General features: G+C 34.7%; 13 protein-coding genes and 1 other RNA gene. 10 read left to right on the top strand and 4 right to left on the bottom strand.

What is annotated here, in order from left to right:
* Genes eboE through ACEN2N_RS09015 form a run of 3 tightly spaced genes read left to right on the top strand, consistent with a single transcriptional unit; the run spans window position 1 to window position 2,923 of the window.
* Window positions 1–1,194 (top strand): metabolite traffic protein EboE, encoded by a 1,194-nt coding sequence (gene eboE / locus ACEN2N_RS09025; protein WP_441824018.1) that lies wholly within the window; start codon window positions 1–3, stop codon window positions 1,192–1,194.
* Window position 1,195: 1 nt separating this feature from the next.
* Window positions 1,196–2,569, top strand: a complete 1,374-nt coding sequence (locus tag ACEN2N_RS09020) for an alkaline phosphatase family protein (RefSeq protein ID WP_441824017.1) — start codon at window positions 1,196–1,198, stop codon at window positions 2,567–2,569.
* A gap of 6 nt (window positions 2,570–2,575) precedes the next feature.
* Window positions 2,576–2,923, top strand: coding sequence for a transmembrane 220 family protein (locus ACEN2N_RS09015; RefSeq protein WP_441824016.1), 348 nt, complete (start codon window positions 2,576–2,578; stop codon window positions 2,921–2,923).
* Here ACEN2N_RS09015 and ACEN2N_RS09010 read toward each other — a convergent pair.
* A complete protein-coding gene (locus tag ACEN2N_RS09010; protein ID WP_441824015.1) occupies window positions 2,918–4,765 on the bottom strand; it encodes a DNA polymerase III subunit gamma/tau in 1,848 nt (615 codons plus the stop codon). The two genes, ACEN2N_RS09015 and ACEN2N_RS09010, sit on opposite strands and share 6 nt — an antisense overlap.
* A gap of 109 nt (window positions 4,766–4,874) precedes the next feature.
* Here ACEN2N_RS09010 and rnpB point away from each other — a divergent pair.
* Window positions 4,875–5,184, top strand: an RNA gene (gene rnpB, locus ACEN2N_RS09005) — RNase P RNA component class A.
* Window positions 5,185–5,286: 102 nt separating this feature from the next.
* Here rnpB and ACEN2N_RS09000 read toward each other — a convergent pair.
* The 3 genes from ACEN2N_RS09000 to ACEN2N_RS08990 are packed head-to-tail and all read right to left on the bottom strand — an operon-like array spanning window position 5,287 to window position 7,287.
* Window positions 5,287–5,823, bottom strand: coding sequence for an RsmD family RNA methyltransferase (locus ACEN2N_RS09000; protein ID WP_441824014.1), 537 nt, complete (start codon window positions 5,821–5,823; stop codon window positions 5,287–5,289).
* Window positions 5,823–6,659: a DUF3822 family protein gene (locus ACEN2N_RS08995; RefSeq protein ID WP_441824013.1), complete on the bottom strand. Its 837-nt coding sequence runs from the start codon at window positions 6,657–6,659 to the stop codon at window positions 5,823–5,825. The genes ACEN2N_RS09000 and ACEN2N_RS08995 overlap by 1 nt, the downstream gene beginning before the upstream one ends.
* Window positions 6,637–7,287 carry a hypothetical protein gene (locus ACEN2N_RS08990; RefSeq protein ID WP_441824012.1) on the bottom strand — a complete coding sequence of 217 codons (651 nt, stop codon included), beginning with the start codon at window positions 7,285–7,287 and terminating at the stop codon, window positions 6,637–6,639. Before ACEN2N_RS08990 ends, ACEN2N_RS08995 begins: the two co-directional genes overlap by 23 nt.
* Window positions 7,288–7,388: 101 nt before the next feature.
* On the opposite strand from ACEN2N_RS08990, the gene ACEN2N_RS08985 reads away from it, so the two are divergent.
* The 6 genes from ACEN2N_RS08985 to ACEN2N_RS08960 all read left to right on the top strand — a co-directional run bounded on the left by ACEN2N_RS08985 (window position 7,389) and on the right by ACEN2N_RS08960 (window position 12,597).
* The gene (locus ACEN2N_RS08985; RefSeq protein ID WP_441824011.1) at window positions 7,389–8,822 is read left to right on the top strand and encodes an ATP-dependent DNA helicase; all 1,434 of its coding nucleotides are present in this window, start codon (window positions 7,389–7,391) and stop codon (window positions 8,820–8,822) included.
* Between the two features lie 61 nt (window positions 8,823–8,883).
* Window positions 8,884–9,453, top strand: coding sequence for a DUF4126 domain-containing protein (locus tag ACEN2N_RS08980; RefSeq protein ID WP_424001527.1), 570 nt, complete (start codon window positions 8,884–8,886; stop codon window positions 9,451–9,453).
* Between the two features lie 26 nt (window positions 9,454–9,479).
* A complete protein-coding gene (gene kdsB / locus ACEN2N_RS08975) occupies window positions 9,480–10,193 on the top strand; it encodes a 3-deoxy-manno-octulosonate cytidylyltransferase (protein ID WP_441824132.1) in 714 nt (237 codons plus the stop codon).
* Window positions 10,184–10,882 (top strand): HAD family hydrolase, encoded by a 699-nt coding sequence (locus ACEN2N_RS08970; protein ID WP_441824010.1) that lies wholly within the window; start codon window positions 10,184–10,186, stop codon window positions 10,880–10,882. The genes kdsB and ACEN2N_RS08970 overlap by 10 nt, the downstream gene beginning before the upstream one ends.
* 5 nt (window positions 10,883–10,887) lie before the next feature.
* Window positions 10,888–12,015, top strand: a complete 1,128-nt coding sequence (locus ACEN2N_RS08965; protein WP_441824009.1) for an iron-containing alcohol dehydrogenase family protein — start codon at window positions 10,888–10,890, stop codon at window positions 12,013–12,015.
* Between the two features lie 51 nt (window positions 12,016–12,066).
* Window positions 12,067–12,597 (top strand): 1-acyl-sn-glycerol-3-phosphate acyltransferase, encoded by a 531-nt coding sequence (locus ACEN2N_RS08960; RefSeq protein WP_441824008.1) that lies wholly within the window; start codon window positions 12,067–12,069, stop codon window positions 12,595–12,597.
* Window positions 12,598–12,625 lie beyond the last annotated feature (28 nt).

Raw genomic sequence — 12,625 nt, 5'->3', positions numbered from 1 at the left:
ATGCAACTAAAAGAAAATCTTCATTTAACCTATTGTACAAATATCCACCCTGGTCAAGATTGGAAAAGTACCTTTGCGAGTATTAAAAAACATGTGCCAGGAATAAAACAAGAAGTTTCAAAAAAACAACCATTTGGTCTAGGACTTAGATTATCTAACAAAGCCAGTGAAGAGCTTGATATAGATACTAATATGTCCGATTTCAAAAAGTGGCTAGATTCCAACAATCTATATGTTTTCACCATGAACGGATTCCCATATGGAAACTTTCATGATGAACGGGTAAAAGATATGGTGCATGCTCCAGATTGGACTACCGATGATCGATTGAAATATACAAAACGATTGTTTCGTCAATTATCCGAATTAATACCTGCGGGAATGAATGGCGGAATTTCTACATCACCAATTACATATAAATACTGGCATAAAACTGAAAGTGAAACAAAGAACGCCTTTCAGTTAGGAGCTAAAAATATGTTAGAGGTTGCCAAACAATTGTTCGCAATTGAGAAAACTACAGGAACTTATTTGCATTTAGATATAGAACCAGAGCCAGACGGATTGTTGGAAAATAGTGATGAAGTATTATTCTTTTATTCTGACTACTTATTACCAATAGGAGCATCATTTTTCAAACAGGAATTAGGGTTAGGGCAAAAGGAATCTGAAGAGTTAATTAAAAAATATATCACCGTCTGTTATGACGTTTGCCATTTCTCATTGGCCTATGAAGAACCTACAGATACCTTTTCTAAGTTTAAAAAAGAAAATATACGAGTAGGTAAAATTCAAGTTAGTGCAGCATTAAAAATTCTTTTTAGTGGAGATAGTGATGAGGTTATTTGGAAACAATTATCTCAATTCAACGAACCTACCTATTTACATCAGGTAACTGAGATAATAGATGGCAAAGTAAAAACATACAGCGATTTACCTCTGGTTTTAGAGGGGGAAAGAAATCACAAAGAACTTAGGGCACATTACCACGTTCCTATTTTCTTAGAAAAATATGGCGAGTTGTTTTCAACGCAAGATCATATTTTAAAAACGATGGAGTATATCAAATCTAATCCTGTATCAGAACATTTAGAAATAGAAACCTATACTTGGGATGTACTTCCTCCAGATTTAAAACAAGATTTATCAGTATCCATAATTCGAGAAATAGAGTGGTTTAAATCACACATGTAATATGAAAAAAACGGTAGTTATAAATGTAGTTGGGTTAACGAAGCGATTGATTGGTGAGCATACTCCGTTTATAAAATCATTTTTAGAAAAAGGTCAATCTTCTTACATAGAACCTGTATTGCCAGGTGTAACCTGTGCCGTGCAATCTACCTATGTAACAGGTAAATGGCCATCAGAGCATGGTATTGTTGGCAATGGCTGGTATTTTAAAGATGAATGCGAGGTCAAGTTCTGGCGACAATCGAACAAATTGGTAGAGCAACAAAAAATATGGGACGATTTAAAAGAGAAGGATTCTAATTTCACTTGTGCCAATCACTTTTGGTGGTATAATATGTACAGCAATGTAGATTATAGCCTTACACCAAGACCTAATTATTTAGCAGACGGTAGAAAAATTCCAGATGTATATTCTTTTCCGGCTGAGTTGCGCGACGAAATGCAAAAAGCATTAGGTACTTTTCCGTTGTTCGAATTTTGGGGTCCTAAAACAACCATTAATTCTTCTAAATGGATAGCTAATGCCGCTTTATTGACAGATAAAAAGTACAATCCAGATTTAACCTTCATTTACCTTCCACATTTAGATTATAATTTACAACGGTACGGTCTTGATTTCAAGATTATTTCAAAAGACCTGAACGAGATAGATGCTGTAGTCAAGCAATTGGTGCAACATTATGAAGTGTTGGATACCAGAGTGATTTTGCTTTCAGAATACGGAATTACAAATGTAAACAGACCAATTCATCTTAATCGTGTATTAAGAAAAGAAGGAATGTTGGCTATTCGTGAAGAACGAGGTTTAGAGCTTTTAGATGCAGGAGCCAGTGATGTGTTTGCAGTTGCTGATCATCAAATAGCACATGTCTATTGTAAGAATTCTAAAGATATAGAGCGTATTACCGAATTGATGAAATCAATTGACGGTGTAGAGAAAGTTCTTTACGGAGAAGATTTAAAGACCTATCACATAGACCATGAGCGTTGTGGTGATATTGTGGTAGTTGCAGATAAAGATTCTTGGTTTACCTATTATTTCTGGCTAGATGATGCAAAGGCGCCAGACTATGCAAGAATGGTAGATATTCATAAAAAACCAGGTTACGATCCAGTTGAAATGTTGACAGATCCAAAAGATAAATTGGTGATGGCAAAAGTAGTGGGTAAGCTGCTTAAAAAGAAAATGGGCTTTAGAACGGTCATGAATATTATACCAATTGATGCTACTTTAATAAAAGGTTCTCATGGTCGTTTAACTGAAGATATCGAAGATTTTCCCATCTTCATAAGCAATCATGTGACGGGTGATAACAATCAGAAGATTAGTGCAATACAAGTGCGTGATCTTATTGAAAATCACCTATTAAACTAAATTTAAATGAATCTATTATTTAAGATATTAGAGTATGTTTTTGCAGTCTTATTTACTGTCGGTGCAGTTCTTCAATACAATGATCCAGACTCATTAAATTGGATTATTATATACGGCGTTGCGGCTTTAATATCTTTATTATTCGCATTAAATAAAATTGGGTACATAGTACCGATGATTTTAGGTGTACTCGCTTTTATTGGCTTCTTGTATCTATATCCATCAGATTTTCAAGGATTCGATTTAAATGATGGTGATATAGTTACCGTAGAATTAGGAAGGGAAGCCTTCGGACTTTTAATAATTTCAATAGTACTATTAATATTTGTTTTTCGAAGTAAAAGAAGGTTATAAATACAGGTCGAACTCTGTTCTTAATAAATCGATAACCGGATTTTTTTCTCTTAATTTTTCGTATTTCTCTTCGGGCGTAAATGCATACTTGGTTTCGGTTGTTTCATTCACGGTAATTACTAAATGAACAAAGTGATTATTCAGTTTTGCACGTAGATATTCCATTAATTCGAACTGCTCACGCTCAATTTCCTTCTTCATAGTCCCGTTAGGAAGCTCAATATGAATAGCAAAATTCTCTTTTAGTTTCGGAATATCTGAATGAAGATTAGAAGCAAGAATCTTTTGACCTTTCTTATCAATGATTTCTATAAAATCTGCCCAGTGCTTACGTAGTTCTTCTTCCGTAAAATTATCTTTTGGTAAGTTGTTTTCATCAATAACAACTTCAATTTTATTAAGCTCATGTTGCTTTTTGGCATTTAAGCTAGAAATTGAAAGTCCTGAAACTCTTTTAGTGGGGCGATCAATAATCGGTTTTTTACTATCAGGAGTAGTTTCTGCTGGTGGTGCTTCACTAGTTTTTTCTAAAGTTCCTTTAGGTTTTTCTGGAGTTACTTGTGCTGGTTTTGATACTGTCGGAGTTTCCACTACCTTATTGACAGAAACTATTTCTGTTGAAACCTCTACTTCTGATTTTATAGCAGTTGGTTGATTTCCAGTTACTGGTTTTACCTCAGATTCTTTAGTTAATGCTTTGGGTACTTGATTATAAAATGCAGAAGGAGCAATAAAATTAATAGTCTGGTTATGGAGAGCTACCGATTCAGGATTTTTTTTTTCTCCATCAAAATCGATAGAGGCAAGTTTCATAAGAGTTAATTCAACGAGCAAGCGTTGATTCTTACTTGTTTTATATTTTAAATCACAGTCGTTGGCAATATCCAATCCTTTAAGTAAAAAAGCAGGAGATGTTTTTTTGCCTTGATCTCTGTATAATTGTTGTGCAGCTTCCCCGACTTCTAAAAGTGTAATAGTATCAGGGTGCTGGCATACCATTAAATCTCTAAAATGAGACGCTAGTCCAGATATAAAGTGGTGTCCGTCAAATCCAAGAGATAGGGTCTTGTTAAACAATAACAATAATCCTGGTATATTATGTTCTAAGATTAGATCTGTAGCTTCAAAATAGGTGTCATAATCTAATACGTTTAAATTCTCGGTAACTGCCTTACGAGTAAGCTCAGAACCAGAAAAGCTAACCACTCTATCAAAAATAGATAAAGCATCACGCATAGCGCCATCAGCTTTTTGGGCAATAATGTGCAAAGCATCTTCTTCAGCTTTTACGCCTTGGTTTTCTGCAATATATTTTAAGTATTCGGCAGCATCTTTAACTGTAATTCTTTTAAAATCAAAAATTTGACATCTAGAAAGAATCGTCGGTATAATCTTATGCTTTTCAGTAGTTGCTAAAATGAAAATAGCATGCTTTGGCGGCTCTTCTAATGTTTTTAGAAATGCATTAAAAGCAGACTGAGACAACATATGCACCTCATCAATTATATAAACCTTGTATTTGCCTACTTGTGGTGGTATACGTACTTGATCAATTAGATTACGAATATCATCGACCGAGTTGTTCGAAGCGGCATCAAGCTCAAAGATATTGAAAGCAAAATCTTCGTTTTCTTGTTCGGTACCATCAGAATTTATCTGTTTGGCCAAAATTCGGGCACAGGTAGTTTTACCAACACCTCTTGGTCCGCAGAATAATAAAGCTTGTGCGAGGTGATTTTGATCTATCGCATTTTGTAATGTATTGGTTATAGATTGCTGACCCACAACATCTTTAAATGTCTGGGGTCTATACTTTCTAGCCGATACAATAAATGGTTCCAAATTGCTGCTTCTGTTTATACTTATACAAATATAATTATAGCCTTTAATTCTAACGAGAATTAAGAAAAGAGATCATCCTTAGTTATCAACAATTGCAGTACATTTGCGCTTAGCAGGCCACCTTATCGCTGCCAAGAAATTGGGAGAGGAAAGTCCGGACACCATAGTGCAGTATAGCGGGTAACGCCCGTCCGCTGAGAAGTGAGGACAAGTGCAACAGAAAGCAAGTACAGTTCGGCTGTAGTGAAACCAGGTAAACTCTATACGGTGAAACGTCATGTAAATCGGTGCTTAAGGGCTGCACGCTCAAGCCGAAGGGTAGGCGGTTCGAGCTCTGGGGTAACCCATTGCCTAGATAAATGATAGGGAATTCTGAATTTTTTCAGAATACAGAATCCGGCTTATGGCCTGCTTTTTTTAATGATAATGCAAAACTAATATTAGAGTCATCAAATCAACTCTAAGCATAGTCGAAGTGTCTTTTTGCATTTTTATAAGCTAAGTCAATTTTTTTTTAAATTTTAATTCTCAAAAAAACTAAAAACACTTCCTCCGTATTTTCTAGAATTTTTATAATGTGGAAATTCAGCTAAACTGGTACGGTTAGAATGTTCAATAATTAAAACTCCGTCTTCTAAAAGAAGATTATTTTGAAAAACTAATTCTGGTAGTTTTTCAAAATCGCTAAGTTCCATATCGTAAAATGGATCTGCGAATATAATATCGAATTTTTCCGTATTTCGTTGTAGAAAGCTAAAGACATCACTTTTTAGAGTTCGAACGTTCATTTCTAACATTTTTACCGTTTTGTCTATAAATTCTATGCATCCGGCATCTGCATCTATGGCTAGAACATCATCAACACCTCTCGATGAGAACTCATAACTTATATTACCGGTACCGGCAAAAAGGTCAAGAACTTTCAAATCTGGAAAATAGTAGCTATTGTTCAGAATATTAAACAGACTCTCTTTGGCCATGTCTTTGGTAGGCCTTACAGGTAGTTTTTTAGGAGCCATTAAATGACGTCCTTTATGTTTTCCTGATATGATTCGCATTATATAGTATTAATAAGGGTGAAATCTATTCTACTAGTTGAAGTCTCGCCAAGTTTAAGCAATTGAGAAGATGATGGCTCAAAAATGCTGATATTTTGAATGTATTTATAACACAATTGATAGATTTCATCGTCTTCCTCGATTTCTCCGAATAGTTTAACATTGACTGTCTTAGGGTCTAATTCTAACTGTTCTAGAACAAATAACAAATAGTAAGCGAAATCTTCTTTAGTGTTATATTTAAAGCTGTTGTATAGTAGAAGTTTACGTTGGTTTAAGACGGTTATATCTAATTGATTTTTATATACATGCGCAAAACAAGTCGTCTCTTGGTTTTGTGTTTGGTTGTTTAATAATGACTGCAAAAGAACAGTACCATTGTGCATATAATCGAACTCGCCAAATAGTTCATAAATGTAATTGTTGACGTTTGTGTAGGGAACATACACATTTACAAGCTCATGATTTTCTACCTCGTCATAAGCCAAAACATCATTAGCCAATACCTTGGTATTGAATTTAAGATATTCGTTTAAATGATTTTGGTTGAATAAGGATTTGGGCACTAAACCAAATAGGGTATTTCTATGAACAGCAATAACTTCATCGAATTGCATGTTTTCAATATCATGCTTTTGAAATAGTTTTTGCAATTCATCTTTAACGAACATGGGGTTTTTTTCTTCTGAAAAATCGACCCTATCAGAAATTAATAATTTTTGTGAAACAGTATCTGCTACACAAAAAGAAAGTCCATTCAAGCTAACCTGAATGGACAATTTCTTAAAATTCTTATCCGCTATATTTAAGCTACTATTTTTTTTCTTTTTTGTCATAAATAGGAGGCCAGTTACCGCTAGTACTTACGTCTACTAAAGAACCAACATATATTGAAGGTCCGTTAACTTCTTCTACACTTAATGCAGCTTTTTCGCGAGCTAATAAATCTTTCGGCTGATCATAAAGAATAACATCTTTATCAACTTTAGCTTCGAAAACCGGAGCTTTATAGCCACTTTTTTCTACAAATGCAGCTTTCATTGTAAATTTCTCGCCGTTTACAGCTGTAGGTACATCCATTAAGGTCTTGTATCTATTGTCTGTTTTGAAAAGTGAATCTTTTACAGAAACAGTACCTAAGGTGTCAATAATCTTTACTTCTTTCAACAAATCGATACCAAATGCCTTATCGAATTCCATATAAGAAGAATCTCTCTGTTGCGTAATTACATATTTACCGGTGTCGATAAAACGAATAAGACTATTAAAGTCATTCGCATATTTGCCATTAACGGTTTTGTAAGCTTCTTGAGAATTTCTAATATCTTTTAATTTGGCAACTACTTGCGAAAAACGTTCTTCTTTTACCTCTTTAAATTTAATTGGTCCGGTAATGGAGTTATAAATAAGGTATGCAAAAGCGATACATCCAATCCAAAGTAAAATTTGTATAATGGTTTTCATTTCGTATGTGTTATTTTTATTTAGTGGTCTTCACAAATCTACAATTTTTTTTTAATCGTAAAAGTTTTTAGGCTAAAAATCATCTTTATCTTTGAAGGCACATGAAACCAACAACACCTGCATCATTCTATAGTATACTTGAAACTAAATTTCCACACACACCAACTGCCACACAATCAGTGGCTTTGCAAAAATTGGCAGAGTTTACGCTCTCTTCGATTAAAGATGAAGTTTTTTTATTAAAAGGTTATGCCGGTACCGGTAAAACGACCTTAATTGGTACTTTGGTCAACAGTTTATGGAAAGTTCAGAAGAAAGCTGTGCTTATGGCACCTACTGGTAGGGCTGCAAAAGTGATGTCGAATTATTCAAAAACGCAAGCATTTACCATCCATAGAAAAATATATTTTCCGAAGAAACAAAGTGGTGGTGGAATTCAGTTTGTTTTAGCGCCCAATAAGCATAGAGATACATTATTTATTGTAGATGAAGCTTCAATGATACCAGATACGGCTGCAGATTCAAAATTATTTGAAAACGGTTCGTTGTTAGATGATTTAATGATGTTCGTGTATTCTGGGCACAATTGTAAGTTGCTATTAATAGGAGATACAGCGCAATTGCCACCAGTGCATTTAGTATTGAGTCCGGCTTTAGATGGCGATAAACTCTCATCGAATTATAATAAAGAAGTTGTTCGTTTAGAATTGAATGAAGTAGTAAGGCAAGCTGGTGATTCAGGTATTTTGGCAAATGCGACATTATTAAGAGAGCAGTTGCAAAGTGATTTTTTCGAAGATTTTAAGTTTGATGTTGGTCCCTTCACAGATATAGTGCGGTTAATAGATGGTAATGAAATTCAAGAAGCAATAGATAGTTCTTATTCAGAAAATGGAAAGGAAGAGACGGCATTTATTGTCCGCTCTAATAAAAGGGCGAATCTTTATAACCAAAATATTCGTGAACGCATATTGTTTTTAGAAAATGATATAGCAGTAGGCGATTTTATGATGGTGGTCAAAAATAACTACTATTGGTTAAAACCAAATTCTGAAGCAGGTTTTATTGCAAACGGAGATATTATAGAAATTTTAGAAATATATGATATCAAAGAAATCTACACATTTAAATTTGCAGAGGTAAAGGTAAAGATGGTCGATTACCCAAATATGCCACCGTTCGAAACCGTTTTATTATTAGATACTATTGCTGCAGAATCTCCGTCGTTATCTTATGAAGATGGTAATAGACTATATCAAGAAGTAATGAAAGATTTTGCCCATGAAAGTTCAAAATATAAAAAGTTTTTAGGCGTAAAGAATAATAAATATTTTAACGGGTTACAAGTAAAATTCTCGTATGCCATAACCTGTCATAAATCTCAAGGGGGTCAGTGGAACACCGTTTTTGTAGAGCAGCCCTATTTGCCGAACGGAATTGATAAGGAGTATTTAAGGTGGTTGTATACTGCAGTTACAAGAGCAAAAAATAAATTATACCTTATCGGCTTCAAAGACGATTTTTTTCTTGATTAAGAAAAGTTTATTTTAGTGATTATTCACATAGTAAAGTATTTTTCAAATAGTTAATATCATTATGACGACCGATACAGTTTTAAGTATTTTTTTAGGGATAGGGCTAGCCGCTTCGGTTGGTTTCAGGGTGTTTTTGCCCTTATTTGCGTTGAGCTTAGCATCATATTTCGGAATATGGGAACTAAATGATAATTGGCAGTGGATAGGAAGTTTGGTTGCTGTTTTAACCTTAGGGGTTGCAACATTATTAGAGATATTCGCCTATTTTATACCTTGGTTCGATAATTTGCTAGACAGTATAGCTGTGCCATTGGCGGCAATTGCCGGTACGGCAGTAATGGTATCTACAGTTGCCGATTTAGATCCGGTTATAACATGGTCGCTGGCAATAATAGCTGGGGGCGGTACTGCCACCGCAATTAAAGGCGCCGGGGCAACGGGTCGTTTAGCGTCAACGGCAACGACAGGTGGGTTGGCTAATCCGTTGATTACTACAGTAGAAACGGGTACAGCGGTAGTAGTATCGGTAGCATCTATTTTTGCACCTATCTTAGCGGCCGTTTTAGTAATAATAATTTTGGTAATTATTTTTAGAATATATAGAAGCCTACGACCAAAGGCTAACACTTAATTCAGAACTAGTTGAAAAAAATAGCAATGATACCTGCCCGTTATGCGGCATCAAGATTTCCTGCGAAATTAATGCAAGATTTGGCTGGTAAGCCCGTCATTTTAAGAACATATCAAGCTGCGGTACAAACCAAATTATTCGATGAGGTATATGTAGTAACAGATAGCGATATAATTTATGAAACGATAACTGCTGCAGGCGGTTTGGCTATAATGAGCCAAAAAGAACATGATTGTGGTAGTGATCGTATTGCAGAAGCGGTTATGCAGATGGATGTTGACATAATCGTAAATGTACAAGGTGATGAGCCGTTTACAGATAGAGAAAGCTTAGAAGGGGTAATGAAGGTTTTTGAGGATGATATTCATAAAGAAATTGATCTAGCCTCTTTAATGGTTAAAATTACGGATGAACAAGAAATTAATAACCCGAATACTGTAAAGGTAATAGTGGATAATAGAAATTTTGCACTATACTTTTCTAGATCACCAATACCATACCCAAGAGCAAAAAGTGAACACACGATATATTACAAGCATAAGGGAATATACGCATTTAGAAAAAGTGCTTTAATGGATTTTCAGCGACTACCAATGCTACAATTAGAAGCGACAGAGAAAATTGAGGCCATACGATATTTAGAATATGGTAAGAAAATAAAAATGGTAGAAACTAATGTTCAGGGAATAGAAATAGATACTCCAGAAGATTTAAAGAAAGCACAAGCAGCATGGAAATAAATTTTGACGGAATTACTGTAATAGGCTTTGATGCTGATGACACATTATGGGTAAATGAAACCTATTTTAGAGATACTGAAGATAAATTTGCAGATCTTTTAGAGAAATACGAAACTAAAAATAAGATAGATCAAGAACTTTTTAGAACAGAAATAAAGAACTTAGATTTATACGGTTACGGTATAAAAGGCTTTATGCTTTCTATGATCGAATGTGCTCTAGATCTATCTAATAATGAAGTGTCGACGAAAACGATAAGTGCCTTATTAGACTTAGGGAAAGAAATGATTACCCAGCCAGTTGAATTATTGGACGGAGTAGAAGATGTTTTAAAAAGTTTAAAAGATAAGTATCGTTTAATTGTATTGACCAAAGGTGATCTTTTGGATCAAGAGCGAAAATTAGAACGATCAGGGCTGTCAGCGTATTTTCATCATGTAGAAGTATTGAGCGATAAAAAAGAAAAAAATTACACTGATCTACTTGAACATTTACAGATAGCGCCAAGTGAATTTTTAATGGTCGGTAATTCACTGAAATCAGATGTGTTACCATTGGTAGAAATAGGGGCAAGGGCAGCTCATGTACCTTTTCATACGACATGGGAACATGAAGAAGTAAAAGGTCCTATAGAAAATAAAGGGTATATAACCATCTCAACCTTGACAGATATTTTGGAATACGTTTAATGAAAATGGAAGTAAAAAAACAAATGGCATTAAAAAAAATACCTACTAAAGCTTCAGAGGAGTTTAGAAATTTTCCGATGGTACCTAGGGTAGTCTATGGTAAAGGAAGTTTTAACACCCTAGGTGATATTTTAATGTCAAAAAGAAAGCACTCAGAGGCACCTATGATTTATTTGGTAGACGATGTTTTTGAGAATACCGAACTTATTGATAGAATTCCGAGTATTTTTTGTGATCAGATTATTTTAATATCTGCCGAAGAAGAGCCAAAAACTGAGCAGGTAGATGCTTTGGTAAAAATGATAGTAGAGAAGTATACCGAGTTACCATCAGGTATTATTGGTATTGGAGGTGGTACTTTGTTAGATTTGGCAAAAGCAGTAGCCATTATGTTGACCAATAAAGGTAGCGCATCAGAATATCAAGGGTGGGACTTAGTGAATAAACAATCTATTTATCATGTAGGTATACCGACCATAAGTGGTACAGGCGCAGAGGTATCGAGAACTACGGTATTAATGGGTCCGGAAAAGAAATTAGGTATAAATTCAGATTTTACCACTTTCGATCAAGTTTTATTAGATCCTGAACTAACGAAAGGAGTGCCAAAAGATCAATGGTTCTATACAGGTATGGATTGCTATATACATTGTATTGAGTCACTTAACGGTACATTTTTAAATGCGTTTAGTCAGAGTTATGGTGAGAAATCATTAGCGCTTTGTAAAGAAGTTTTTTTAGAAGACATACCAGAATCAGAGAGTAGAGAAAAACTGATGATGGCATCTTGGCATGGCGGTATGAGTATTGCATATTCACAAGTAGGCGTAGCACATGCCATGAGCTATGGTTTAGGATATGTTTTAGGAGTTAAGCACGGAATAGGCAATTGTCTTGTTTTTCAATATTTAGAAGAGTTTTATCCTGAGGGAGTAATGATTTTTAATAAAATGCTCAAAAGACATGAAATTGTATTACCAAAAGGAATTTGCGCTAATTTGACAACTTCTGAAATGAATACGATGATTTCTGTAGCAATAAGCATGGCCCCTTTATGGGAAAATGCTTTAGGTGAAAATTGGAAGTCCATAATAACTCCCGAAAAGCTAGAAGCTATTTACAGAAAAATTTAATATAAGATATCTTTATCTAATTAGTTGGCTCGTAGCCAGCACATTTATATTATGCAGAAAATAGCAAAATTTATCTATTTCAAATTATTAGGTTGGAAGCTAAATGGCGAATTCCCATCACATTTAAATAAATTTGTGGCTATTGTTGTACCGCACACCAGTTGGTGGGATTTTTTATTGGGGTTGTTGATACGAGCGGTTTGGCAAGAAGAAATAAACTATGTAGGAAAGAAGAGTCTGTTTAAAGCACCTTTCGGTTGGTTTTTTAGGTGGACAGGTGGAGCGCCAATTGATCGAACTAAAAATAGTGATACCGTAAAGGCTACAGCACATATATTTAGTGAACGGAAAAAATTTAGATTGGCACTATCTCCGGAAGGCACACGAAAAAAAGTTGAAAAATGGAAAACAGGCTTCTATTATATAGCTAAAACAGCCAATGTACCCATCGTATTGGTAGCTTTTGACTACGGCAAAAAAGAAATAAAAGTCTCAGAACCATTAATACCTACAGAAGATAAAGATGCTGATTTTAAAAAGTATCATGCCTTTTTTGATGGGGTTGAGGGGAAGTATAGGTGAGAGATAATGTTATTTAATTTTTAAATTC

It is taken from the genome of Maribacter spongiicola, from assembly GCF_052119685.1.
Classification (GTDB): Bacteria; Bacteroidota; Bacteroidia; order Flavobacteriales; family Flavobacteriaceae; genus Maribacter; species Maribacter spongiicola_A.
This window is presented reverse-complemented; position numbering and strand designations above follow the sequence as displayed.